At 69.4% G+C, this 22,795-nt stretch carries 20 protein-coding genes, 2 tRNA genes, 1 rRNA gene and 1 pseudogene (1 of these 24 only partly in view); 14 read left to right on the forward strand and 10 right to left on the reverse strand.

The window, feature by feature from the left end; translation table 11 throughout:
* Window positions 1-79 precede the first annotated feature (79 nt).
* From ACSP50_RS06225 to sigK, 3 genes are all read right to left on the reverse strand, one after another.
* Window positions 80-724 (reverse strand): fasciclin domain-containing protein, encoded by a 645-nt coding sequence (locus ACSP50_RS06225; RefSeq protein ID WP_014688307.1) that lies wholly within the window; start codon window positions 722-724, stop codon window positions 80-82.
* A 71-nt stretch (window positions 725-795) separates the two neighbouring features.
* A complete protein-coding gene (locus tag ACSP50_RS06230) occupies window positions 796-1,548 on the reverse strand; it encodes an anti-sigma factor domain-containing protein (RefSeq protein ID WP_014688308.1) in 753 nt (250 codons plus the stop codon).
* Complete coding sequence (sigK, locus tag ACSP50_RS06235) at window positions 1,545-2,168, reverse strand: ECF RNA polymerase sigma factor SigK (protein WP_014688309.1); 624 nt, start codon at window positions 2,166-2,168, stop codon at window positions 1,545-1,547. Before sigK ends, ACSP50_RS06230 begins: the two co-directional genes overlap by 4 nt.
* A gap of 161 nt (window positions 2,169-2,329) precedes the next feature.
* Between sigK and ACSP50_RS06240 the strand changes: the two genes are divergently transcribed.
* Window positions 2,330-2,632, forward strand: a complete 303-nt coding sequence (locus ACSP50_RS06240) for a helix-turn-helix transcriptional regulator (protein ID WP_014688310.1) — start codon at window positions 2,330-2,332, stop codon at window positions 2,630-2,632.
* On the opposite strand, the gene ACSP50_RS06245 is transcribed toward ACSP50_RS06240, so the two are convergent.
* Complete coding sequence (locus ACSP50_RS06245) at window positions 2,526-3,776, reverse strand: MFS transporter (protein ID WP_014688311.1); 1,251 nt, start codon at window positions 3,774-3,776, stop codon at window positions 2,526-2,528. The two genes, ACSP50_RS06240 and ACSP50_RS06245, sit on opposite strands and share 107 nt — an antisense overlap.
* Window positions 3,777-3,915: 139 nt before the next feature.
* Window positions 3,916-7,341 carry a S8 family serine peptidase gene (locus ACSP50_RS06250; protein ID WP_043513624.1) on the reverse strand — a complete coding sequence of 1,142 codons (3,426 nt, stop codon included), beginning with the start codon at window positions 7,339-7,341 and terminating at the stop codon, window positions 3,916-3,918.
* A 185-nt stretch (window positions 7,342-7,526) separates the two neighbouring features.
* Here ACSP50_RS06250 and ACSP50_RS06255 point away from each other — a divergent pair, with 185 nt between their 5' ends.
* The 5 genes and pseudogenes from ACSP50_RS06255 (at window position 7,527) to ACSP50_RS06275 (ending at window position 11,969) form a co-directional block, all read left to right on the forward strand.
* On the forward strand, window positions 7,527-8,075 hold the full coding sequence (locus tag ACSP50_RS06255; RefSeq protein ID WP_014688313.1) for a YciI family protein: 549 nt from the start codon (window positions 7,527-7,529) through the stop codon (window positions 8,073-8,075).
* A 331-nt stretch (window positions 8,076-8,406) separates the two neighbouring features.
* Entirely contained in the window at window positions 8,407-8,949 is a 543-nt protein-coding gene (locus tag ACSP50_RS06260; protein ID WP_014688314.1) for an SRPBCC family protein, read from the forward strand.
* Complete coding sequence (locus ACSP50_RS06265) at window positions 8,946-10,121, forward strand: zinc-dependent alcohol dehydrogenase (RefSeq protein ID WP_014688315.1); 1,176 nt, start codon at window positions 8,946-8,948, stop codon at window positions 10,119-10,121. The genes ACSP50_RS06260 and ACSP50_RS06265 overlap by 4 nt, the downstream gene beginning before the upstream one ends.
* Window positions 10,122-10,232: 111 nt before the next feature.
* On the forward strand, window positions 10,233-11,393 hold the full coding sequence (locus ACSP50_RS06270; RefSeq protein WP_014688316.1) for a glutathione-independent formaldehyde dehydrogenase: 1,161 nt from the start codon (window positions 10,233-10,235) through the stop codon (window positions 11,391-11,393).
* Between the two features lies 1 nt (window position 11,394).
* Window positions 11,395-11,969, forward strand: a pseudogene (locus ACSP50_RS06275) (type 1 glutamine amidotransferase domain-containing protein).
* A gap of 85 nt (window positions 11,970-12,054) precedes the next feature.
* On the opposite strand, the gene ACSP50_RS06280 reads toward ACSP50_RS06275, so the two are convergent.
* The 4 genes from ACSP50_RS06280 to ACSP50_RS06295 all read right to left on the reverse strand — a co-directional run bounded on the left by ACSP50_RS06280 (window position 12,055) and on the right by ACSP50_RS06295 (window position 15,862).
* Window positions 12,055-13,344 carry a hypothetical protein gene (locus ACSP50_RS06280; protein ID WP_014688319.1) on the reverse strand — a complete coding sequence of 430 codons (1,290 nt, stop codon included), beginning with the start codon at window positions 13,342-13,344 and terminating at the stop codon, window positions 12,055-12,057.
* Window positions 13,341-14,396: a hypothetical protein gene (locus ACSP50_RS06285; protein ID WP_014688320.1), complete on the reverse strand. Its 1,056-nt coding sequence runs from the start codon at window positions 14,394-14,396 to the stop codon at window positions 13,341-13,343. The genes ACSP50_RS06280 and ACSP50_RS06285 overlap by 4 nt, the downstream gene beginning before the upstream one ends.
* 497 nt (window positions 14,397-14,893) lie before the next feature.
* Window positions 14,894-15,364 (reverse strand): NUDIX hydrolase, encoded by a 471-nt coding sequence (locus ACSP50_RS06290; RefSeq protein ID WP_043513630.1) that lies wholly within the window; start codon window positions 15,362-15,364, stop codon window positions 14,894-14,896.
* A 427-nt stretch (window positions 15,365-15,791) separates the two neighbouring features.
* A tRNA-Gly gene (locus ACSP50_RS06295) sits at window positions 15,792-15,862 on the reverse strand.
* 130 nt (window positions 15,863-15,992) lie between these two features.
* Between ACSP50_RS06295 and ACSP50_RS06300 the strand changes: the two genes are divergently transcribed.
* The 7 genes from ACSP50_RS06300 (at window position 15,993) to ACSP50_RS06330 (ending at window position 21,942) form a co-directional block, all read left to right on the forward strand.
* Window positions 15,993-16,066 (forward strand) — tRNA-Pro (locus ACSP50_RS06300).
* A 38-nt stretch (window positions 16,067-16,104) separates the two neighbouring features.
* Entirely contained in the window at window positions 16,105-17,454 is a 1,350-nt protein-coding gene (gene tig / locus ACSP50_RS06305) for a trigger factor (protein ID WP_014688322.1), read from the forward strand.
* A gap of 208 nt (window positions 17,455-17,662) precedes the next feature.
* The gene (locus ACSP50_RS06310) at window positions 17,663-18,298 is read left to right on the forward strand and encodes an ATP-dependent Clp protease proteolytic subunit (RefSeq protein ID WP_014688323.1); all 636 of its coding nucleotides are present in this window, start codon (window positions 17,663-17,665) and stop codon (window positions 18,296-18,298) included.
* Between the two features lie 11 nt (window positions 18,299-18,309).
* Window positions 18,310-18,972 carry an ATP-dependent Clp protease proteolytic subunit gene (locus tag ACSP50_RS06315; protein WP_014688324.1) on the forward strand — a complete coding sequence of 221 codons (663 nt, stop codon included), beginning with the start codon at window positions 18,310-18,312 and terminating at the stop codon, window positions 18,970-18,972.
* Between the two features lie 212 nt (window positions 18,973-19,184).
* The gene (clpX, locus tag ACSP50_RS06320; protein ID WP_014688325.1) at window positions 19,185-20,474 is read left to right on the forward strand and encodes an ATP-dependent Clp protease ATP-binding subunit ClpX; all 1,290 of its coding nucleotides are present in this window, start codon (window positions 19,185-19,187) and stop codon (window positions 20,472-20,474) included.
* 56 nt (window positions 20,475-20,530) lie between these two features.
* On the forward strand, window positions 20,531-21,118 hold the full coding sequence (locus ACSP50_RS06325; RefSeq protein WP_014688326.1) for a GNAT family N-acetyltransferase: 588 nt from the start codon (window positions 20,531-20,533) through the stop codon (window positions 21,116-21,118).
* Between the two features lie 29 nt (window positions 21,119-21,147).
* On the forward strand, window positions 21,148-21,942 hold the full coding sequence (locus tag ACSP50_RS06330; protein WP_014688327.1) for a carbon-nitrogen hydrolase family protein: 795 nt from the start codon (window positions 21,148-21,150) through the stop codon (window positions 21,940-21,942).
* Window positions 21,943-21,975: 33 nt separating this feature from the next.
* Here ACSP50_RS06330 and ACSP50_RS06335 read toward each other — a convergent pair whose 3' ends face one another.
* Window positions 21,976-22,191 (reverse strand): hypothetical protein, encoded by a 216-nt coding sequence (locus ACSP50_RS06335; RefSeq protein ID WP_014688328.1) that lies wholly within the window; start codon window positions 22,189-22,191, stop codon window positions 21,976-21,978.
* Window positions 22,192-22,776: 585 nt separating this feature from the next.
* On the opposite strand from ACSP50_RS06335, the gene ACSP50_RS06340 reads away from it, so the two are divergent.
* Window positions 22,777-22,795, forward strand: a 16S ribosomal RNA gene (locus tag ACSP50_RS06340); it runs 1,497 nt beyond the window's last position.

Below are 22,795 nucleotides of genomic sequence, written 5' to 3' on the forward strand. Positions count from 1 at the left end.
GGCTGCGAGGAGTTCCGCGGCCGCGACCCGGTGGTGGCCGCGACGATCCCGCTGATCGTCGCGGCCGGTTTGCCGCCGGTCACTTCTTCGGCATCAGGACGGAGTCGATGATGTAGACGTTGGCATTCGCGGTCTGCACGTTGCCGCAGATCACCGAGGCGGTGCCGTCGACCTTGAAGTCTTCGCCGCTGCCGGTGACGGTGAGCTTGCCACCCTGCAGGGTCTCGTGGCTGCCGGCCAGGTCGGCGGGGGTGAGCTTCCCCTTGGCCACGTGGTAGGTGAGGATGCTGGTCAGCGTCTTCTTGTCGGCGAGGACCTTCTTCAGCGTCGCCTCCGGGATCTTGGCGAAGGCGTCGTTGGTGGGCGCGAAGACGGTGATCCCGTCAGCCGAGTTCAGCGAGTCGACGAGCCCGGCCTGCTTGACCGCGCTGACCAGGGTGGACAGCAGCGGGTTGCCGGAGGCGGCGGTCGCGACCGGCACCTTGGCCATGGCCTGGAAGCTGCCCGCGTTCGACGGGTCGGCGGGCACCGCGGCGCAGCCGGGACCGAAGTTGACCGTCGGGTCGGTGGCCATGCTCGGGGCCGCGCTGGGCATGGCGGCGGTGGTCGCCGGGGCCGCCGCCGTGCCGCTGCCGCTGTTGCTGTCCGAGTCACTCCCGCAGGCCGCCAACGAGATCGCGAAGACGGTCGCGGCGGCCAGGGCGGTGAGCTTCGTTGCGCGCATGGTTTTGTTCCTCCTATATCGGGACCTTCACCCCGTATTCGGTGCGAACCATGCCGCGGATGGGTCGGATCTCAGATTGTTTTCACGCCGGCCACCATGTCGGTCGGCCGGGCCGAACCCCCGGGCGGCTCCTCGGAGACGCCGACGACCTCGGCGGACGACATGCGCTCGACGATCTTCACGACCGAGGACTGGCCGACCGGAAGGGCGCCCTCGTCCACCGGCACCCGGGAACGGACCGTCCAGAGCTGGTACACCCGCCCGCCGCTGGGTGGACCGTCAGCCGCGAGGGTGACCACGCCGGCGTCGCGCAGCCGGGAGTACGCCACGGTCACCCGTCCGCCGTCCCGCAGCTGCTCGCCGCGCAGCACCACGTCGGGGGAGCCGAGGATGGCCCGGACCCGTGCCTGCAGGTCACGGTCGGCCTCGGCGGCGGCCCGCTCATCGCGTACGCGCTGATCCTGGATCGTGTAGACCGCCGTGCCGGCCCCGGCGGCCGCGACCACGACGGCGGCCGCGGCACTGAACAGCTGGCGCCGGGACATCCGGGCCCGCGTCGCGGCCCGTTCGCGGGACGGCGTCGCCGCGGTCAGCGGCGGCGCCTGCCGGGTCGTCGCGATCGCGGCGAGCACGTTCTCCCGCAGCCGCGGCGGCGGCGCCGACCAGGTGCTGTCGGCCAGCCGCGCGGTCGTCTCGCGGAGCTCGGCCACTTCGATCCGGCAGGCCTCGCAATCGCCGATGTGCCGCTCGAAGGCGGCGCGTTCCAGATCGTCCACCGAGTCGAGCGCGTATGCGCCGACCAGCGAATGAATGTCCGCGATCATGCCGTCACCTCCACGCCCAAGCAGTCGCGCAGCCGGATCAGGCCGTCGCGCATGCGTGTCTTCACCGTCGGCAACGGTGTCTTCAACAATTCCGCCACCTGCGGATACGAGTGACCCTGGTAGTAGGCCAGGGTCACCGCCTGCCGTTGCAGCTCGGTCAGCACGTCCAGGCAGCGCCGTACCTGCTGGCGTTCCAGCCGACCGGAGACCTCGTCGGCCACCGCGTCGTACGGCGTGTCCAGCGCCGCCGCACCGGCCCGGATGGTCCGGTCGGACGCGGACTGCTCGGCGCGCACCCGGTCCACCGCGCGTCGGTGCGCGATCGTGAACACCCAGGCGGTCGCCGACCCGCGGGCCGGATCGAAGCGCGCCGCGGTGCGCCACACCTCGACCAGCACCTCCTGCGCCACCTCCTCGGCCTGCGCCGGATCCCGCAGAACCCGCCGGATCAGCCCGTACACCCGGGGGGCCACCAGGTCGTACAGTCGCCCGAAGGCCTGCTCGTCACCGCGGCCGACGGCCCGTAACAGCTCGTCGGCCAGCACCGGTGGCGCCTCGGTCTCCGGTTGGGCCACCGGCGTGAGGTGCTCCGCCCGGCGGCTCGTGCCGCGTTCCACCATGAGGGTCAGCCCTTCTCCGCGCCCGGTCATCCACCCCGTACTTCGCAGCCCTGCCCGCTCCGGATGGGTCCTTCTTTCCGCCATGGTCCCGCACTGCCCACGAGTGATCCGGTGGATCCTTCGTTCTACTATCATCGAACTAATCGTGCGGAGGTCGCGACATGCGTGTGCTGCTGCATCCGGCGGAGGAGGACCTCCGGCTGGCGAACGTCTTCCACGCGCTGAGCGATCCGGCCCGGCTGGAGGTCGTCCGGACCCTGATCGCGCTGGGCACCGAACAGTCCTGCAACTCCCTGGGCGAGGCGATGGCCAGGTCCACCCTGTCGCATCACCTGAAGGTGCTGCGCGAATCGGGCATCACGCAGACCCGGCTGTCCGGCACGCATCGTTTCGTGAAGGTCCGCACCGAGGAGCTGGAGCGGCGGTTTCCCGGGCTGCTGAGCCTGGTGACGGCTGCCGCTTGAGGGCGCCGGCCGCGGCGAACACACCGAGGGACACCGCGTACGCGACGACGGTGAACGCCGCGACCCCATGGAACCCGGCGACGCCGGCCAGCAGCACCCCGCCGGCCACGCCGCCCACCGTCGATCCGGCGTACATCGCGGCGTTCGACAGCGACGACACGGTGCCGCGCGCCGCCGTGGCCCGCGACTGCAGCATCGTCATGAAGACCGGGAAGATGAAGCCACCCACCAGGAAGATCACCGTCAACAGCGTCACCGCGATGCCCAGACCCGGCGCGAACGGCAGCATCGCATAGCACAGCATCAGGATGGCGTACGCGGTGAGCAGCGCCGTGCGTTGCCCGATCCGTCGCACCAGCCGGCTGCCGAACAGCGCTCCGGCCGTGTTGCCGAGACCGAGCGCGATCATCGCGGTGCCCACCTCGGCGACCCCGAGCCGGAAGTCACGGGTGAGCCACGATCCGATGAACGAGAACGCCTCGAAGTTGCCGGTCTGGAAGACCAGGTAGGCCAGCAGGTAGAGCACGAGCGTCCGATCCCGCAGCACGGCAGCGTAGGTCTGTCGGATCCCGCCCGCCGACGGTGACCCTACCGACGGGAAGAGCCGCGCCAGCGCCAGCCACAGGAGCACCGACGCCCCGGCCACCACCCAGAACGGCGTATGCCACGACACCGCGGCCAGCCAGCTCCCGACCGGAACGCCGACCACCTGCGCGATCGACAGCCCGGCCGTCGCGAATCCCATCGTCCGGAGCACGACCTCCGGCGCCACCAGCACCGGAATGGACGCCCAGATCTGCGGGGTCACGAAGGCGGCGCTCACCCCGGCCAGGAACCGGAACAGGAGCATGCTCCAGAAACCCTGCGCGAATCCGCACAGCGCGGTCGTCACCGCAAACGCCAGCAGCCCGCCGAGCAGCACGGCGCGCCGGTCCCGTCCGTCGGAGAACGGGCCGGCGAACAGGGCCAGCCCGGCATAGCCGAGCGCATACGCGCTCACCATCCACCCCGAGACACCGGTGCCGACGCCGAATGCCTGGGAGAGGGTCGGCAGCAGTGGCGCCACCAGAAAGGTGTCCGTTCCCACCACGAACAGCGTCGCGAACGCCAGTAACGACACCCTGCGCGCCCCGGTCGATGCCATACCCGCCTCTTTCTTTGTTCGTAAAACATCGAACTTTCGAAGAAGGTAGTACGTACCGGGGCTGATCGATGGCCCGCGCGATCCGACGCAACGAAACGGGGGACGGCAGATGCCGTCCCCCGCTCGTGTATCGGCCCGGTCAGCCGACCTGGTAGCTGTACGGCAGGTCGATCAGCTCGTCACCGGAGACAGTGATCTGGCTGAACGTGTCGACGTACAGGTGACCGCGCACCGTGGTGCCGCGCGGGGCGCTCGGGGTGATGGTCACCAGGATGGTCGCGGACCTGCCCGGAGCCACCACGATCGGCGCCGGGGCGGCCGCGGCCCGGCTCCCGGCCGCGGTGACGAACCGGCCGGCCTTGGCGTTGGCCCGCACGGCCGAGGACAGCGCGCTGTCCGGCGCGCCGGACAGCGCGGTCTGCCAGAAGTCACCGGTCGACGAGGTCACCGCCGGGTCGAAGAGCCGGGTGTGGGCCACCGCCGCGACCTGCACCGTGCCGATCGGCGCCGGTCCGTCGAACGGCCCGCTCTCGCCGATGTCGGCGGCCCAGACGCCCGGCGACACCAGCGGCGCCTGCACCTTGACGACCGCGCTGTTGCCCTGCGCGGCCGAGTAGACCTCCGGCTCACCGGAGTTGTAGAAGACGTCCAGGTTCACCGGGAGGGTGGCGGACGCCTGGAAGGTCACGCCGGTGCTTTCCGACGGCACGATCCACTGCGGGACGATGCCGGCCGGCACCGGCAGATCGATGGTCCCCGGCGCACCGGAGATCTCGGCCAGCGGCAGGTCGCCGGTGGTGGTGAGGCGGCCGTCGACGAAGTACGCCAGCGGCGCGGCGCCGGTGTTGGTCACCGTCACCGGCACGGTGACCGGCTTGCCCGCGGTCAGCGTGGCCTTGGACGGCAGCGCCGCCGACACCTTCACCGTGTTGAAGGTGAGCTTGCCGGTGAACGGCTGGCTGACCTCGGCCCCACTCTGCGGGTTGGTGAAATCGAGCGCCAGCGTCCAGCGACCGGCCCGCGGGTTGCGTCGGTACAGCTGCAGCGACTTGTCGTTGGTCGCTTCGCCGGCCGCGGTCACGTACCGGTTGCTCTGGTACGAGTAGACCTGACCGTCCGGCGACGTCAGCACGCCGGAGAACTGCACCGCCGGGTCGGCCACCGAGACACTCACGCCAAGGTCCTTCTTACCGGCCGGCACGTCGATGTAGTAGAAGTTCGACTGGGCGTTCCCGCCGGCGCCGGCACGGCCGTTGCCGCCCTGCAGGACTCCGGAGAAGCTGTTGCTGTCACGCCCGGCCGGGATCAGCGTGCGGGCGGTCAGCGGCACCGAGACGGTGACGCCGAGCGGGGTCGACAGCTGCACCGAGGCGCTGGTGTCACCCGGGTTCGACGGCAGCTTCGTGCTGACCGTGACCTTCTTGCTCGCCCCCGGCGCCAGCGTCACCGTCGACGGCGACACCGTACCGAAGCGGGCGAAGTTCGAGGTCGAGACCTGGTAGTGGACCGGGCCGTTGAACCCGACCGCCTTGGTGATGAAGATGATCGCGGTCCAGGTGCCGAACGCCGGGTAGTGCACGTCGGTGTGGCCCCAGTTGCCGGCGCCCTGCGCGAACGTGTAGGACGTGAACGTGCCGTGCGGGTCGATCAGGCTGGCCTTCAGCGCTCCCGGTGCGGACGCCCCGGTCAGCGCGAAGTCGAGCCGGTCGGCACCGACGCCGACGGTGAACTTCTGGATCACGTAACTGCGCACGATGCCGGTCGAGTCGACGAAGGTCGGGGCCGTCGCCGAGTTCAGCGTGACCGTGCCGTTCGTCGTGCTGGTGGCCTTCCCGAGCGTCCGGGTGGACAGCCGCACGGTCTGGGTGTTGCGGCTGACGTTGGTGATGCCCAGCTTCGAGGTGACGGTGTGGCCGGGCTGACCGGCGACCGACAGCTGGCTGCGGTCGACGACGAGCGAGGTGCCCTGCGCCTGCGGCGCGCCGTTGCCGTCCTTGAAGCTCAGCGCGGCGCGGACCGCGCCGAGCGTGTCGAGCTGGCCGGCACCCTGCTGGGAGGCCGGGTAGCCGAGGTCGGTCGCGGTGCTGGTGAGCAGCCGCTTCACCAGGTCCGGGGTGGGCCGGTCGCCGCCGTGCGTCCGCTTGTACGCCTCGATGACCAGTGCCGCGGCACCGGCCGTGAACGGTGATGCCTGGCTGGTGCCACCGAAGTTCTGGAGCGACGCCGGGTCACCCTTGTCGTCGGTGCAGTCGACGTAGACGTCCGGATTCGGCGTGCAGAGCGCCCAGCCGAGGTCGCCCGGAGCGGCCAGGTCGGGCACCCGGTTGCGCTGGGTCACCCCGCCGGAGCTGATCTGCGAGATGTTGCCGCTGGCCCAGGTGCCGTTGGAGAAGTCACGGGCGCCCGAGTAGCCCTCCTGCAGGTACGACCGGAACGTCGTCGACGCGGCGACGGAGATCACCTTGGCGCTGCTGGCCGGCGATCCGACCGTGCCGGTCAGGCCGGCGTCACCGGTGCTCGCCACGACCGTGACACCCGCGTCGACGGCGGCGTCGTCGGCCAGCGAGATCGGGTCGTTGCCCAGGTCCGGGAACGGGTTCGAGCCGAACGACTCGTTGATCACGTCGACCCCGGCCACATTCACCGCGTAGTCGAGAGCTTCGATGAACCGGGAGGTGGGCGCGGTGGGGGCGGCGCCGAACACCTTCAGGCCGACCAGGCTGGCGCCCGGTGCGATGCCCCGCACGGTGATGGTGCAGCCGGCCGGCAGCGGGTGCGCCGGGTTGACATAGGTCGACAGGTCGTAGACCTGGCGGCCCTGCGCGGCGATCGAGCTGGCGTCACCGAAGGCCTCGGCCGACGAACTCGGCGCGTCCGGACCCTCCTCGGAGAAGTCCTTGTAGTCGACGAAGACGTGGCTGCCGTCGGCGCGGACGAAGTCCGGATTGTTGATGTCGATGCCGTCGGCCAGCCAGGCGACCTTCACCCCGGCGCCGGTCGCCAGCGACTGCGCCTGCGGCGTCGCCGGATTGCCGAACGCCGTGTTCGTCGTCTGCAACGCCTCCGGCTCGAGCAGCGGCTTGCTCGGATCGGTCGGGCAGATCTGCGCCGCTTTGCTGGTCGCGGGGCTGGTCCGGGTGGCGGCCGCCGCCTCGGGCCGCCCGGCCACCGGCGTCTTGGTGATCGGCAGGTCCGGGAAGACGGCGGCCACCGACGGATCCGCGGTCAGGGCGGCGATCTGCGCGGCCGTCGCGGTCCCGGCGAACGCGTTGACGTTCGAGAATCCGTGCAGGTCGCGGAAACCCGCGGACCGGGCGCGGCTGAGGAGCGGAGCCTGGTCCTTACGGTCGGCGAGCGCACGCGGCGAATTGCTGCTGCGGGTGACCTTCAGGTCCTTGTGCTGGTCGCGCAGCATCACGATGACGCCACGAGCCGGCTGGCCGGCGGTGGCCGGCAGCTTGACGACAGGGGGCGCCGCGAACGCCGCCGCCGGATAGGCAGCGGCGGTCAGGACCCCCAGGGATACCAGAGATGCTGTCAGCACCCCTCGTGCCGAACGTGGCATGCAGTGCTCCTCGCGCGCGGCGACCGGGGGGAGCCCCACCTGGCTCCTCAAGATCCCGATCAACCTCTCCGCGATCTTTCATCGCCGTATTCGGATGCACAAGTATCGGTCGATGTCGGTCTCCGACACACTTGTGACATCGAGCGCCGCCGCGGGCCGACCGTTCGTGGTGCGAGGCTGTCGGCATGGAGTTCCTGTGCTACCACCGAGACCGCCCCGGCTCGCTGGCGCTGCGTCACGAACTGACGGAAGCCCATTGGGCATACATGGATCGTTTCGAGAAGGAGATGATCGCCCGCGGCCCGACGCTGTCACCGGACCGCACCGCTCCGACGGGAAGCCTGCACATCGCAGATCTCTCCGGTGCTGCCGCCGCCCGCGCATTCGCCTTCGACGAGCCCAACCATCAAGCCGGTGTGTACCGGGACCTGGTGCTGCGGCGATGGCGGAATGCCCTCGGACGTACGATGTGGGACTTCCCCGGTGGCCCGGTCGATGACAATGGGTACCTGGTGCTCGGTTTCGGAGCGGGCCCGGCCGTCGATCTCGAGGTACCCGCGGGGCGACATGATCTGATCGCCTACGGCCCGCTGCTGTCCGACGACGGCGCGACCTGGCTCGGCACGGCGTCGCTGCTCGTGGCCTCGGACCCGGAGGCGGCGTGCGCTCTGCTGACGCGTGATCGGTACGACTCGGTGGAGGTGCACCGTTGGGCACCCGGTGGAAGACGATGACGCCCGCCCGTGCCTGCCGGTGGTGGCGGATCGCGGGGCGATCGGCAGGACACTGTCGCGGCGGCGGCTCCCGTGATGGCAGCGGAGACACCGGTGGCGGAGCCGGTCGTCCGTAACCACAGGGAGCCGGCGCTCACCGGGTTGAGGCCGGGTGCCGGGTTTAGGGGATTCTCCGCGGGTATCCGCACGTCGGGAAGCCGTTCGCCAAGCAGGTTGCCGGCTGGACGAGTCGCGGTCGGGCAGTGGCGCGACCGGCGGCTCCGCGCAGGCCACCCGCATCGAGCGCATCGGCCCGACGCCGGTGGCGCGAGCCAACCACAAGGGAGGACCCATGGAATTGACGGCCACGACCACCGTTCGCAAACCCGCGGCGGAGGTGTACGGGTTCTGGCGTGATCTGGAGAATCTGCCGACCTTCATGGCGCATCTCGAGCAGGTCCGCACCACCGGTGACCGGACGAGCCGGTGGACGGCCGACGCCCCGTTCGGCAAGGACGTCACCTGGGACGCGGAGATCGTCGAGGAGATCCCCGGCGAGCGGATCGCGTGGCGCTCGACCGGGAACGCCGACGTGCCCAACGCCGGCACCGTGCGCTTCCTACCGGCCCCCGACGGTGTGAGCACCGAGGTGCACGTCGCCCTGACGTACGACATTCCGGGTGGCGCCGTGGGCAAAGCGGTCGCCAAGTACTTCGGCGAGGAACCGCATCAACAGCTCGACGACGATCTGCGCCGGCTCAAGCAGGTGCTGGAGACCGGTGAGGTGGTCCGATCCGACGGCGCCCCGTGGGGCAAGCGGGCGCGCAAGGAGTTCCCGCAGCGTCCGGCACAGCCGCTGTCGGACGAGGAACTGGCGAAGGGAGCGGACGCGTGAGGGCGAACACCTGGGCGGGGCGTAACAAGGTCGAGGTCCGCGACGTTCCGGATCCGAAGATCCTGAACGGGCGCGACGCCATCGTGCGGATCACCTCCACCGCGATCTGCGGCTCGGACCTGCACCTGGTCGACGGCTACGTGCCCACGATGCAGGACGGCGACATCATGGGCCACGAGTTCATGGGCGAGGTGGTCGAGGTCGGGTCCGGGGTGTCCGCGGACCGGCTGCGGGTCGGTGACCGGGTGGTCGTGCCCTTCCCGATCGCCTGCGGCGCCTGTGCCGCCTGCGTCGCCGAGCTGTACTCCTGTTGCGAGAACACCAATCCGAACGCGGGAATCGCGGAGAAGATGTTCGGTCACCCGGTCGCCGGGATCTTCGGCTACTCGCATCTGACCGGCGGGTTCGCGGGCGGCCAGGCGCAGTATGCGCGGGTGCCGTTCGCTGACGTCGGCCCGCTGAAGATCGAGTCCGACCTGACCGACGAGCAGGTGCTGTTCCTGTCCGACATCCTGCCCACCGGCTACATGGGCGCCGAGATGTGCGACATCCAGCCCAGCGACGTGGTGGCGGTGTGGGGCGCCGGCCCGGTCGGCCAGTTCGCCATGGACAGTGCCCGGGTGCTGGGCGCCGCGAAGGTGATCGCCATCGACAAGGAGCCGTACCGGCTGCGGATGGCCGAGCAGGCCGGCCACATCCCGGTGAACTTCGACGAGGTCGACGTGCGGTCCCGGCTCCTGGAGCTGACCGGTGGACGAGGACCGGACAAGTGCATCGACGCGGTCGGCCTGGAGGCCACCCACGGCAGTGCGCACATCGCCGCGTACGACCGGATCAAGCAGGCCGTGCGCTCGGAGACCGACCGCCCGCACGCGCTGCGCCAGGCCATCATGTCGTGCCGCAGCGGCGGCGTGGTCTCGGTCATCGGCGTGTACGGCGGCCTGCTGGACAAGTTCCCCGCCGGTGCCTGGATGAACCGGTCGCTGACCCTGCGCACCGGCCAGTGCCACGTGCACCGCTACATGAGGCCGCTGCTGGAACGGATCGAGCGCGGTGAGATCGATCCGACTCGGATCATCACCCACACGCTGCCGCTGGACGAGGCGGACCGTGGCTTCGAGATGTTCAAGAACAAGCAGGACGACTGCGAGAAGGTCGTCCTCAAACCCTGACCGCCACCCGAATCCGGTGGGCCCCCGTCGCCGGCGATCCGTCCATGCATGTCATGAACACCCCCGGCCCGAACCCGGGCCGGGGGAGCAACCTGCGACGAGGAGGCAGCAATGAAGGCAGTGGTGTACGAGGGACCGCGACAGGTCAGCGTCAAGGAGGTGCCGGACGCGCGGATCGAACGGCCCACGGATGTGCTGGTGCGCGTCACATCGGCGAACATCTGCGGTTCGGATCTGCACATGTACGAGGGCCGGACCGACTTCGAACCCGGCCGCTGGTTCGGGCACGAGAACCTGGGCCAGGTCGTCGAGGTCGGCGACGGGGTCGACAAAGTGCAGGTGGGCGAGTACGTGGTCCTGCCGTTCAACATCTCCTGCGGGCATTGCAAGAATTGCGAGCGGCAGCTGACGAACTACTGCCTGACCGCTCAGCCGGAGCCGAAGATGGCCGGCGCCGCATACGGTTTCGCGGACATGGGGCCATGGGCGGGGGGACAGGCCGAACTGCTCCGGGTGCCCTGGGGCGACTTCAACTGTCTGCGGCTGGGTGCGGACGCCGAGGAGCGTCAAACCGACTACGTGATGCTGGCCGACATCTTCCCGACCGGCTACCACGCCACCGAGATGGCCGGCGTGCAGCCCGGTGACCAGACGGTCATCTACGGCGCCGGTCCGGTCGGTCTGATGGCCGCCCTGTCGGCGACCATCCGCGGAGCGAGCAAGGTGATGGTCGTCGACCGGCACCCCGACCGGCTGCGGCTGGCGGAGTCGATCGGCGCGATCGCCATCGACGACTCGAAGGTCGACCCGGTGCAGGCCGTCCTGGACCAGACGATGGGACTCGGGGCGGACAACGGCTGCGAGTGCGTCGGCTATCAGGCGCACGAGCCGGACGGCCGGGAGCAGGCCAACCTGACGATGAACCGGCTGGTCGCCTCGGTGCGCTTCACCGGGAGGATCGGCAACGTCGGCGTCTTCGTGCCCCAGGACCCGGGCGCCGGCGACGAGCTTGCCAAACAGGGCAGACTCGCCTTCGACTACGGCATGTTCTGGTTCAAGGGCCAGCACATCGGCAGCGGGCAGGCCCCGGTCAAGAAGTACAACCGGCAGCTGCGCGACCTGATCGCCGCCGGCAAGGCCGAACCGTCCTTCATCGTCAGTCACGAGCTGCCCCTCGACCAGGCGCCCGAGGCCTACGAGCACTTCGACAAGCGCGACGACGGCTGGACGAAGGTCGTCCTGCACCCCGCGATGGCCGGGGCAGGTGCCTGAGATGGCCGGAGAGCTCAACGGACGCCGGATCGCCATCCTCGCCGCCGACGGGGTGGAACGCGTCGAACTGGAACAGCCGCGGCAGGCCCTCGACGGCGCAGGCGCCCGCACCGTCGTGGTCTCCATCGCCGGCGGTGAGATCCAGGCGCGCGACCACGACCTGGAAGCAGCCGGCGCCTTCACGGTCGATCAGCTGGTCGGCGAGGCATCGGTCGACGACGACGAGGCGCTGCTGCTGCCGGGTGGCACGGTGAACCCGGACAAGCTGCGGATGGAACCCGCGGCGGCGCGATTCGTGCGGGACTTCGTCCGTTCCGGCAAGCCGGTCGCCTCGATCTGCCACGGCCCGTGGAACTTCGTCGAAGCGGCGTCGCCCGCGGGCGACGGCTGACCTCGTGGCCCAGCGTGCGCACCGACCTGCGCAACGCCGGGGCGGAGGTGGTCGACGAGCCGGTCGTCACCGACGGCAACATCACCACCAGCCGGTCCCCCGACGACCTGCCGGCCTTCTGCGAACGCATCCTGCACGAGTTCGCCAAAGCCCCGCAGCCCGTCGGCGCCGCGGGCCGGGCCTGACCTCACCCGGGTCGGCCGCGGAGTCGGTCATCTCGACCGGGGTCTGCTGTTCCGGAGTGGAATGGGCGCGAAGACATCGATGGTGTCAGCGGGCCTGGGCGTCCGCATCCGGGGACAGCCTCCACGCGGCCGGGAATCCGGAAGGCTGGGCCGTGCCGGCGGGCAGTACCGGCTGTACCCGCTCCCGTTGGTCCGCAGGCAGTGCGTCGAGCAGGCGGCGCACTGCCGGCCACACCTCCGTCGCCGGCGGTGCCCCCGGCGCACCGACCAGGAGCAGGAGACGATCAGGATCGGCAGGGATCCGCCGTACGGCGTCGTCGTCCTCCCGATCGGGACGTATCCACAGGCCGCATCGGACCACCTCCACCAGCCAGCCGTCGGCGAGCCGTTGCAAGCCGGTCCCCACCGTCGAAGCGTGTGGCAGAGGCGGCCGCCAGTGCAGCAGACGAGGTGCCCTGCCGGGCTGAAACCGCAGCTGCTGGGCCGGGGGCCGCCAGACCGCGCGGCCCGCGGCATCCACCACGGTGCGCACCGCCACGTCGTCTGCCTCGACCGCGGGCATGCCCGCGTCGACGCGGACGGAGGCGACCGCGTCGCCCGGCAACCGTACGGCGAGTTCGTCGACGAGGTGGCCGCCGGACCCGTACGGGATGAGCAGGGGTTCGTCGCCGATCGTGGGCGCGAGCCGGCGGATGTACTCGGCCACTTCTGCCGCCGGGAGCACCGGATCGCCGGGACGGCCGATGACCAGGGACACCGAGGCCGGATCGACCGGCACCGCGAAGACCGGGTCATCGGGCGCGACGACCCGGTCCGCGGTGTGCAGCCAGAGTCCGGCCGGGATCGGCGTCGCCCGCAGCGGCGCCTCCGCCTGCGGTGGCGGGGTCAGCGTGCGCTGCCACCTGGGGGCGGGGTGTCGTGGTCCGTCGACGACGGGTTCGGCCCCGGGGCGGAATGTCCGCCACGCTCCGCCGAAGGCGAACAGCGCGTCGGGGAGGACGATCACCGGTCCGTCCGGGGCGATCACGGGGAGGTTCAGCGACTCGGCAAGGTGCCGGGCCGCACACCAGCCGTCCGGTCCCGGTGCGCCCGCCCCCGGCAGCACGAGCCGTACCGCCGCACACTCCGGTGCCAGTCCGCGGTTGAGCAAGGACCGCAACACCGGGATGTCCGGCACCACGGTGGTGTGCACCACCACCGTGGTCACGTGGGTTTCGCCGGGCAGCTGTGGCAGCTCCGGCAGATCCTGCTCAGCGTCGCCGTCAACGACCAGAAGCGTCGATCCGCGCTGGCGGATCCTGGGAACGGCAGGGTTCTCGAACAGTGGTGGCTCCTTCCGTGTCGTGGCCTTCGGCAGGAAATCGGCAGGCGTCACTCGGCGCGGCAGTCTGCCCGCAGCGCGGAGACGCCGAGGTGGTCGCCCTCGCGTCCGCTGCCCCAGTCGACGCCCCGGGTCACCAACTGGACTGAGATCTCGCCCGAGGTGACGCTGTACCGGCCGGCGTCGACCCAGCGGCCCTGGTTGGCCGACTGGTCGACGTCGAACTCGGCGACGACGTCCGCATCGATGTCGTCATCGGCACGGAGCAGGTAGTGTGCCGGCTCACCCGCCGCGTCCTTCGGGTTGCCGGTGCCGGGCACATAGACGCCGACGGCGCAGCTGCCGGTGCGGACGGTTCCGGTGCGGAACCACCACACGATGACGTTGTCCCGGTCGTCCCTGGTCGGTGAGCCGCTCATGGGCACGGCTGCGACCCGCCCCCCGCAGCCGTCGGAGGTCCAACCACCGCGGGACGGGAAGTACCAGTCGCTGGCCTGACCGCTCACGTGGTAACCGCGATCCGCGCTCTGCGGACAGCTCTCGCCGGCCACCGCCACGAACCGGGAAGCCTCGGGCGTCCTGGCCGCCGCTGACGATGACACCTTGCGCAGCTGCGTCGCATGCGGCTGCGGGGAGGCGGGCGTCGTAGCGGGCTCGCTGCCCGCGCCGGGCAGCTCCGTTCCCGCGCCGGGCGGGGTGGACACCATGGCGCTCGGACCGTCGACCACGATGCCGTTCCGTCCGTCCCCAGTGGCACTCGGCGCGCCCCTGTCGTGATCGGGAACGAGAATGATGAGGCCGACGGCGACAGCGGTGGCCACGCCGGCCGCCACCGCCACCGGACGGCGCAGTGACCGGGCCGGGGCGTGACCACCCGTCCCTCCGCCGTCGGCAGCCGCGGCCGAGCCGGCCCGGCCGGTGCAGTGCGGCGCGATGCCGGTCGGTGCGATGAATCCGGCCCAGCTGCTGCTGACACCCGGCTTCTCGGAAGGCCGATGCCGACCGGCCGGCCTGACCGTCTCCGAGGTCAACACGAACAACGGACGTCGCAGCGTGAACTCGCCCGACGACCGATCTTCGGGGCCGCCTTCGTCGTTGTGCGTCACACCGGGCCCTCTACCGTCCGCCGCGCCGATCATGATTTCGGCATGCTACGGGCGGGGGACCTGCGCGAACAGGCTTTGTTACGACCTTTGCCGGTTCGTTGCGAGCGAACGCTCTCTCGCCGCGGCGGCCATTCTCGCGGCTACGGCGGAACTGGACATTCAACCTCAAGCCGCCCGCTTCGCCGCACCACGCGTACTCGTCTCGCCGCCCCGGCATCGGCACCGTTGCCGGTGGCAAACCGCGAAGTGGCGCGGCAGCTGATCGCCGGGCGTATGGCGCCCCACCCGCAGCGATCGTGAGCCGCCTCGAACGAGATTTCACGTTGGCCGGCCCGCCGGCCGCGCGGTCCGACCGTGCCGCGCTCGCGCGGCGCCTTGATCCATGGCGCTGTCTCCCATCCGCTGTCCGCGGTTTACTCGACCAGCGACGGCTCGGCAAGGAGATCGCCAAGCGATCCGTCCAGGACACGGTGCAGTTGGTGGGGCTGCGAGGAGCGCTATTTCGCGACGCCATGCTCGGCGTAGACGGGACGTGCCCCTTGCCGGGCTGCGGCCGCGGTCGTGATTCGACGTGCCAGGCGAGCCGGTACGTACGTCTCAAGATCGGTGATGGCCACGAATCGCCAATCGGCCAGCTCGCCGTCGACGAAGTCGATCCGGGCTCGATCTCTCTCGGGAAGGATGCCGCCGTCGAAGATGAACAGGAGCTTGTCACCCTCGCCTGTAGCGGGTGCCCAGTCGACGATCAGGTGGTCACCGATGGCCGGCGAGAGCCCCAGCTCCTCGGCGACTTCACGAATACAGGCAGCCTTCGGTGATTCGCCGGCTTCAACGTATCCGCCCGGTATCTCCCACCCGGTCTTGTAACTCGGCTGGACGAGGAGCACGCATCCTGCCTCGTCGAAGAACAGGACGCCGGCGGCGACCTGCGGGCGGGAGACGTCGGGCGGTTCGTTGGGGCTGGTCACGCTTGGAAGGTATCGGCACCGGAGCAGCACCCTTGTGCGGGTTCCCATCCGCATCCTGCTGCGGTCCGCAGCTCGCTGCGTGATCTCCCTACTCACCTGACTCACGATCTGTGCCGAACCTGCCGCACCGCCCCCGGTGTCCGTTCCCGGAGGCGGGCGGCGGCCGTCGATCTTTAAGGAGCCGTGCCGTGACCGCAATAGGGAGCGCGACCAATGAGCGGCTTCTTGTCCGCTGGGGTCCGTGAGCCATCGGACTTCGCGCAAGCTCGGCTCGATCGGCACGTGGCGCCGCGCGGACTGCGGCGAGGAGGACCCGTACTCGCTCCGCCGCGTCGCGCCCGGGTGGTGGCCTACAAGATCATCCGGGCGGGTGAACGACGAAGGCCCTGGTCGGAGGGACAACCCCTGACCTGGGCCTCCGTTGCGGAGCGGGCGACGAGAATCGAACTCGCGTAATCAGTTTGGAAGACTGAGGCTCTACCATTGAGCTACGCCCGCGAGGCCCCGGATCGCTCCGGGTCTCGGGCACAGCTTACTGAATCATCTGCCGTCCGCGCGAACCGGATTCCCCAGCAGGTGACTCCAGCGCACACGCGGGTGAGCAGACCGCATACACTGGCCGACGCCACGGGGTGTGGCGCAGCTTGGTAGCGCACTCGCTTTGGGAGCGAGGGGCCGTGGGTTCAAATCCCGCCACCCCGACTGATTACTAACTATCCGCAGCAACAAGGAGTACGCCTGTGAAGAGCACCGTCGAGACTCTGAGCCCGACCCGGGTGAAGCTCGCCATCGAGGTGCCGTTCGACGAGCTCAAGCCGAGCCTGCAGAAGGCGTACCGGGAGATCGGCGCGCAGGTTCAGGTGCCGGGCTTCCGAAAGGGCAAGGTGCCGTCCGCGGTGATCGACCAGCGCGTCGGCCGGGGCGCTGTGCTGAACGAGGCCGTCCAGGAGGCGATCCCGCAGCAGATCCTCGCCGCGGTCCAGGAGCACGACGTCAAGACGCTCGGCCGCCCTGAGGTGGAGATCACCGAGTTCGCCGACAACGCGCCGCTGAAGTTCACCGCCGAGGTGGACGTGCGGCCGGAGATCGTGGTTCCGGACCTGTCGACGATCAGCGTCGAGGTGCCGGCCGTCGAGATCGGCGACAACGAGATCGACGAGCAGATCAACGGCCTGCGGGAGCGTTTCGCCACGCTGAAGACGGTGGAGCGGGCCGCTGCGGAGGGCGACTACGTCCAGCTCGACCTGAACGCGACCGTCGACGGCGAGGAGGTGCCGGGCGGCTCGGCCACCAACATCTCCCACGAGGTGGGCAGCAAGCAGCTGCTCCCGGGTCTGGACGAGGTGCTGGTCGGCCTGTCCGCCGGCGACGAGACCACCTTCACCACCCAGCTGGTCGGCGGCGACTTCGCCGGCCGTGACGCTGACGTGAAGGTCGTCGTGCGCACCGTCAAGGACAAGCAGCTGCCCGAGATCGACGACGACTTCGCGCAGCTGGCGAGCGAGTTCGACACTCTCGAGGAGCTGCGCGGCGACCTGCGCGAGCGGCTCACCAAGGTGAAGAAGGTCGAGCAGATCTACGCCGCCCGTGACGAGGCTCTCAAGCAGCTCGTCGAGGCCGCGAACATTCCGGCCCCGGAGGGTGTCGTCAAGGACGAGGTCGAGGGCCGCAAGCAGGCCATGACCGACCAGCTGGAGCGGATCGGCGCCACCCTGGCCGACTACCTCGCCTCCGAGGAGAAGACCGAGGAGCAGATCGACCAGGAGCTGACCGAGGCGGCCCAGGAGGGCGTCCGGATCCAGCTGCTGCTCGACACCGTCGCCGACGCCGAGGACGTCCAGGTCACCGACGACGAGTTCGGTCACGAGATCGTGCACCGGGCGCAGCGCGCCCAGATGCAGCCTCAGCAGTACTACGACCAGCTGGTCCGGTCGGGCGCCGCGGCGGCCGTCTTCGGCGACGTGCGCCGGGGCAAGGCCCTCGCCTCGGTGATGGAGCAGGTCACGATGAAGGACAGCGAGGGCAACACGCTCACGCTGGACGACCTGCGCGCCGCCAGCGAGGACGAGCACGCCGGTCACAACCACTGATCCAGGCAGTCGCAGACGGCCACCGCGCACCGCTCACGGTCCGCGGTGGCCACTGCCGTTTCAGGGGTACGTACGGGGGCCGGTGCGCTGTCAGCGAACACCTGCCCGAGCGGGAAGCTGATGCGCAATCGACCGGTTAGGTTGGTCGTACGACGGACAACCTGCCGGCCGGAGCCTCGGCCGACACAGCAAGCTGTGAAGGGCTGCCATGACCGAACTCCACATCCCTGCCGGGCCCGTGTCGCGGCGCGGCGGCGACTCCCTGAGTGGCAACCTCGACGACTCGGTCTTCAACCGCCTGCTGCGTGAGCGGATCATCTTCCTCGGCAGCGAGGTGACCGACGCGGTCGCCAACCGCATCTGCGCGCAGCTCCTGCTGCTCTCCGCCGAGGACCCGGAGCGGGACATCCACCTCTGGATCAACTCGCCGGGCGGCTCTGTCTACTCGGGTATGGCCATCTACGACACGATGCAGTTCATCGACAACGACGTGTCGACCGTCGGGATGGGCATGGCCGCCTCGATGGGGCAGTTCCTGCTCTGCGCCGGCACCCCCGGCAAGCGGTACGCCCTGCCCCACGCCCGCATCATGATGCACCAGCCGTCCGGTGGTATGGGTGGCACCGCCGCCGACATCGCCATCCAGGCGGAGCAGATGCTGTACACCAAGCGCATGTTCCAGGAGCGGATCGCGTTCCACACGGGCCAGACCCAGGAGCAGATCGCCGCCGACTTCGACCGGGACCGCTGGTTCACGGCCGCCGAGGCGCAGGACTATGGCTTCATCGACAAGGTGATCACCGGGGCCGTCCAGGTCCCGGACGGTGCCGGAACGCTGAACTGAGGAGCTGAACCATGACCGACCTTTCCATGCCTCCCGGGTTCGCTCCGGTGCACAACCGCTACGTGCTGCCCTCGTTCACCGAGCGCACCTCGTACGGTCTCAAGGAGTCGAACCCGTACAACAAGATGTTCGAGGACCGGATCATCTTCCTCGGCGTCCAGGTGGACGACGCGTCGGCGAACGACGTGATGGCCCAGCTGCTGACGCTGGAGAGCACCGACCCGGACCGCGACATCCTGATGTACATCAACTCCCCGGGTGGCTCGTTCACCGCGATGACCGCGATCTACGACACCATGCAGTACGTGCGGCCCGACATCAGCACGGTCTGCCTGGGCCAGGCGGCCAGTGCGGCCGCGGTGCTGCTCGCCGGTGGCACCCCGGGTAAGCGGATGGCGCTGCCGCACTCGCGGATCATCATCCACCAGCCGGCCACCGAGGGTGGTTACGGCCAGGGTTCGGACATCGAGATCCAGGCGCGCGAGATCATGCGGATGCGGACCCAGCTGGAGGACATGATCTCCCAGCATTCGGGTCAGTCGATCGAGAAGGTCCGTAAGGACATCGACCGGGATAAGATCATGACGGCGGCTGAGGCCAAGGAGTACGGCCTGGTCGACGTGGTGCTCGCGACCCGCAAGAAGAGCCTGCAGACGGTCGGCGCGAGCAGCTGAGACACGTGACGTCAGGGGCCGGACCGGTCACGCTAGACTGGCCGGTCCCTGACACGCCCGTTTTGGGGGGTCGGAGAACAGCCCCTTTGCGGGTAACGTCGAGCCAGCATCCTCAGTTACGCGGGTCGGCAGACGATGAGATGGCAACGAGGCAATCCGTCCTCGGACACGGACCGGCCAGTGGTCAGTCGTTGAGCGCAAGGAGAACGTAGGTGGCACGGATCGGTGACGGTGGCGACCTACTCAAATGCTCCTTCTGCGGTAAATCGCAGAAGCAGGTCAAGAAGCTCATCGCGGGCCCTGGGGTCTACATCTGCGACGAGTGCATCGATCTCTGTAACGAGATCATCGAGGAGGAACTGGCCGAGACCGGCGAGGTGAAGTGGGAAGAGCTTCCCAAGCCGATGGAGATCTGCCAGTTCCTGGACAACTACGTGGTCGGCCAGGAACAGGCGAAGAAAGCTCTCGCCGTCGCGGTCTACAACCACTACAAGCGGATCCAGGCCGAGTCGAACGGCGCTCCCGGCGGGAGCAGCGACGTCGAGGTGGCCAAGTCCAACATCATGCTCATCGGCCCCACCGGCTGCGGTAAGACGCACCTCGCGCAGACCCTGGCCCGGATGCTGAACGTGCCGTTCGCGATCGCGGACGCCACGGCGCTCACCGAGGCCGGCTATGTCGGCGAGGACGTCGAGAACATCCTGCTCAAGCTGATCCAGGCGGCCGACTACGACGTCAAGCGCGCCGAGCAGGGCATCATCTACATCGACGAGGTCGACAAGATCGCCCGCAAGAGCGAGAACCCGTCGATCACCCGGGACGTCTCCGGCGAGGGCGTGCAGCAGGCCCTGCTGAAGATCCTCGAGGGCACGGTGGCGAACGTTCCGCCGCAGGGCGGCCGCAAGCACCCGCACCAGGAGTTCATCCAGATCGACACGACGAACGTGCTGTTCATCGTGGGCGGCGCGTTCGCCGGCCTGGACCGGATCATCGAGCAGCGCGTCGGCCAGGGCGGGGTCGGATTCGGCGCCCGGCTGCGGTCGATCTCGGAGCGCAACACCGACGACATCTTCAGCAAGGTGATGCCGGAGGACATGCTGAAATTCGGGCTGATCCCCGAGTTCATCGGCCGTCTCCCGGTGATCACCACGGTCCGCAACCTGGACCGGGAAGCGCTCATCAAGATCCTCACCGAGCCGCGGAACGCCTACGTGAAGCAGTACCAGCGCCTCTTCGAGCTGGACGGCGTCGAGCTGGAGTTCGACGAGGGCGCCCTAGAAGCGATCGCCGACCAGGCGATGCTCCGCGGCACCGGCGCTCGCGGCCTCCGCGCGATCATGGAGGAGGTGCTCCTCTCCGTGATGTACGAGGTGCCCAGCAACCCGGACGCCGCCCGCGTACTGATCACCCGCGAGGTGGTCCTGGAGAACGTGAACCCGACGATCGTGCCCCGCGAGTTCGTCGGCCGCCGTCGCCACGCCCGTGAGGAGAAATCCGCCTGACCGGAATCCGCGACCTGGCGAGCATCCTCGCCGGTGTCGAGAGCGGCGACCGGCACGTGCCGGACCCGTGGCTCGAGATCGTGCCACCGCCGTCGTCCGATCGGGCGGCGGTGGTGTCGTTCCCGGGTCACGTCGTCGTCGCGGCCGCGGTCGAGCCGGTCTGGGCCGAGAAGCTCGCCGGCGAGGATTTCGCCGCCCCCACCGGGCCGCGGTTCCTGACCGCCCTGGAGGACCGGTTCGGCCTGCACGCCGGCGCCTTCGACGTCTCCCTGCTCGCCACCCCCCTCGCCGGTGATCCGCCGCTGCCGCTCACGCCGCTGAACGCCAGCGGACACCCGCGGGCCCTCCGCGCCCACCGGTACCGCACCGACGTGCGGCTCTGGACGTCCCAGCACGGTCTGCTGGTCGTCGGCCGTGGTCTGGGCGGCCGCTGGGAGGTGGCGTTCGAGGTCGACCCGGCAGCGCGCGGGCGCGGCCACGGCCGGCTCCTGGCCGCGGCGGCCCGCCACCTGATCCCGCAGGACCGGCCGATCTGGGCCCAGTGCGCCCCGGGGAACGCCGCGAGCCTGCGCGTCCTGCTCGCCGCCGGATTTCAGCCGGTCGGCTCGGAAATCCTGCTGATGCCACCCACCGCCGGCTGGTGACCGGGGGCTGACGACGTACGCTCGAATTCATGCGCGTCGCCGTGTGCCAGCTGAACTCGCGGGAAGACCGCGCCCACAATCTCGACGTCGCGCGAGGCCTCCTGGAGCGCGCCGCCGCCGGCGGCGCCGAGCTTGCCGTCCTGCCGGAATATGTCGACTTCCTCGGCCGGGCCAAGGACGCGCCCCCGCCGGAGCCGGTCGACGGCGAGTTCGCCGCGTTCTTCGCCACCGCCGCGCGCGAGCTGGACATCTGGGTGCACGCCGGCTCGTTCCACGAGACCGGCCCCGATGAGCAGCGGACCTTCAACACCACGCTGGTCTTCCGGCCCGACGGTTCCCTCGCGGCGACCTATCGCAAGATTCACCTGTACGACGTGGAGATCGCGGGTCGGGTGTCCTACCAGGAGTCCCGCACCGTCGCGCCGGGCGCGGAAACCGTGGTCGCGGCGATCGGCAGCGTGCCGACTGGGCTGAGCATCTGTTACGACCTGCGGTTCCCTGAGCTGTACCGGCAGCTCGCGATCGCCGGGGCGAAGATCCTGGTGGTTCCCGCGGCGTTCATGCTGCACACCGGGCGCGACCACTGGGAGGTGCTGCTGCGCGCCCGGGCGATCGAGAACCAGTGCTACGTCGTGGCGGCCGGCCAGATCGGCGACCACGAGCCGGGACGGACCTGCTTCGGCCGCAGCATGATCATCGACCCGTGGGGGACAGTCCTGGCGCAGGTGGCCGACGGGGTGGGGATCGCGACGGCGGATCTGGACCTGGGCCGGCTGGACACCATCCGCGAGGAGTTGCCGAGCCTGGCCAACCGCCGGCTCTGAACGGAAACGGCCACTAGCGGCGGGTGGGCGCGGTCACAGGGTCTGCAACAGGTAGCTGATGACGGCGAGGCCGACCACCGCCGAGCCGACCAGCAGGAGTGCGCCGCTCATCCGGGAGGGGCCGCGCAGCAGCAGTTTCCGGGTCGAGACGACCACGGTCACCAGCACGAGCACGCCGATCACGAGCTGCCAGAGCGGCACGATCAGGTCCAGTAACCCGTCGCTCGCCGACGCCTCGGATGGGTTCATGAGGTCACTCTGTCACGGTTTCCGGCCCGGGTGTACGCCGCGCGGCCGCTGATGACCATGTTCATCGATTTGCGCGACGGACGGGCGGTCAAGTAATTTCTTCTCTGCCAGCGGGAAAGCGGTACGGACAGGCACGAAAGTGACAATCCGGATCGCCACCTCGAGGGCCGCTGCAGCGAGCTAGTCTTGTTTTCAGCGCCGGGCGGTGCGGCAGGATCTCGAAACCTCGAGGTTGCGCCAGCGAGACCGACCGGGTATAGTGGATCAGCCAGCAGGAGCCGGGCGGACGTTCGAGTCGGCCGGTCTGCATGAGCCACTTCCACATTCGTGGAAAACACTTGGGCGAGGCCAGCGAGATCCCCGGATTTCGCCGAGCGAAAACGACCAGGTAAGCTTGAACGGTTGCCTCGGAAGCGGTTCTCCGGACGGAGATCGGGTTTCGATGTGCGGTTGTTCTTTGAGAACTCAACAGGGTGCTTTAAAAGCCAGTGCCAATTATGGCAATACCCCGGCTGATCGTTTCGGCGGTCAGTGGGAGATTCCTTTGGCAACATTTTTGTTGCCGGGACAGTTTTTCAACAGATTTTGTTGGAGAGTTTGATCC

It is taken from the genome of Actinoplanes sp. SE50/110, from assembly GCF_900119315.1.
GTDB lineage: Bacteria > Actinomycetota > Actinomycetes > Mycobacteriales > Micromonosporaceae > Actinoplanes.